A 1,485-nucleotide genomic window follows, 5' to 3' on the forward strand; every position below is an offset into this window, starting at 1 on the left:
CAGTTCCAACAACTGAGAACCCGCGGCCAACGAGCCACCACCGGCCAGGACGACCGGACGAGAAGCTGCGGCGAGAGCAGCAGCCGCCGCGGCGACGTCGGACGCCGGTGCAGGCTGGGGCGCTCCCAGGGGACGCGGGGCCGTCGCGGACGCAGGCACGTCCGCCGGGCCTTCGAGGATGTCCAGCGGGATCTCAATATGGATGGGCCGCGGGCGGGAGTGGGCGAAGTCCCGCATCGCGTCGTGAATCATGGTCACGGCTTCGGCGCCGGAGGTCACGCGGCGGGACTGGCCGACGATCGCGTTGACCGCCGCGGACGGATTCTTGGTTTCGTGCAGCGAGCCGATGTCCCGGAAATCCTGACCCACCGGGCGGCCCGGCGACAGCAGGATCATGGGGCGCGATTCGGCGTACGCGGTGGCCGCACCGGACAGCGAGTTCAGCAGCCCCGGCCCGGACGTCGTGATGACCACGCCGGGCAGTCCGCGGACCTGAGACCATCCGTCCGCGCCGTAGGACGCGCCCTGCTCGTGCCGGGTGGTGATGGCCCGAATGCCCAGCTCGCGCAGCGGCCGGTAGAACTCAAGAGAATGGGTGCCGGGAATGCCGAACACGGTGTCGATTCCGTAGCCGCGCAGGGTCTCCAGGACCGCGCGGGCCACGGTGCGCTCGGGGTACGACGTCGCCTGGTTGCCTAGGTTCTCGCTCAAGACTTGGCCTCCTTGATCCGTTCCGACCATTCCGTGGAAATCTCGTCCGAGGTGCGTTTGGTCAGCAGCGACACCACCACGTACACGAGCGCGGAGGACAGCAGGCCCAGGTAGATGGGGGCGTTGGCGAGCACACCGAAGACCGCCATCGACACCAGGGTGACCAGCGATCCCACGCCCATGGAGACTGCGGCGCCCATTGCGGTGCCGCGCTTCCAGATCAGACCGCCCAGGATGGCGACCAACAGGCCACCGACCAGCACGTTGTACGCAATGGTCAGGGCCACCACGGTGGAGGGAACGAGCATGGAGATGAACGTGACCAGTAGTCCCACGACCACAACATAGACACGGTCCTTGAAGACGGAGGCGTCCTCGGAGCGGGCGCGAGCGACGTCGTCGTGGGAAGCCCCGAACAGGCCCTTGAGGGTGGGGATCACGTCAACGCGCGCGACCGTGGAGGCCGCGATCATCGCACCGGAGGCCGTGGACATCATGGCCGCGACACCGGCGGCGAGCACCACGCCACCCAGGCCGGCGGGAACGTGCATTTCGGCCATGGCGGCGAACGCCTCCTCCGGCAGGGAAAGGTTGGGGAGTACGGACGCCGCGGCGGTGCCGATCAGCGCACCGGCCACGCCGTACAGCGCCACGTAGGCGGCGGCGCCCAGGCCGGCCCAGCGGCGACCTGCGGGGAGCGGGCGGTGAACACGCGCTGCCAGATGTCCTGGCCGATCAGCATGCCGAACCCGTAGACCACGAATTGCGTGATGA

Annotated in this window: 2 protein-coding genes; both read right to left on the reverse strand. The window is 68.8% G+C overall.

The annotated features are described in order from the left end of the window. On the reverse strand, positions 1-711 hold a 711-nt coding region (locus YO9_RS0115980), incomplete at its 3' end, for a thiamine pyrophosphate-binding protein (RefSeq protein WP_016998396.1). Further along, a complete protein-coding gene (locus tag YO9_RS0115985) occupies positions 708-1,364 on the reverse strand; it encodes a sodium:solute symporter family transporter (RefSeq protein ID WP_223286724.1) in 657 nt (218 codons plus the stop codon). The genes YO9_RS0115980 and YO9_RS0115985, both read right to left, overlap by 4 nt. Positions 1,365-1,485 lie beyond the last annotated feature (121 nt).

This window comes from Kocuria atrinae C3-8 (assembly GCF_000286355.1).
Classification (GTDB): Bacteria; Actinomycetota; Actinomycetes; order Actinomycetales; family Micrococcaceae; genus Kocuria; species Kocuria atrinae_A.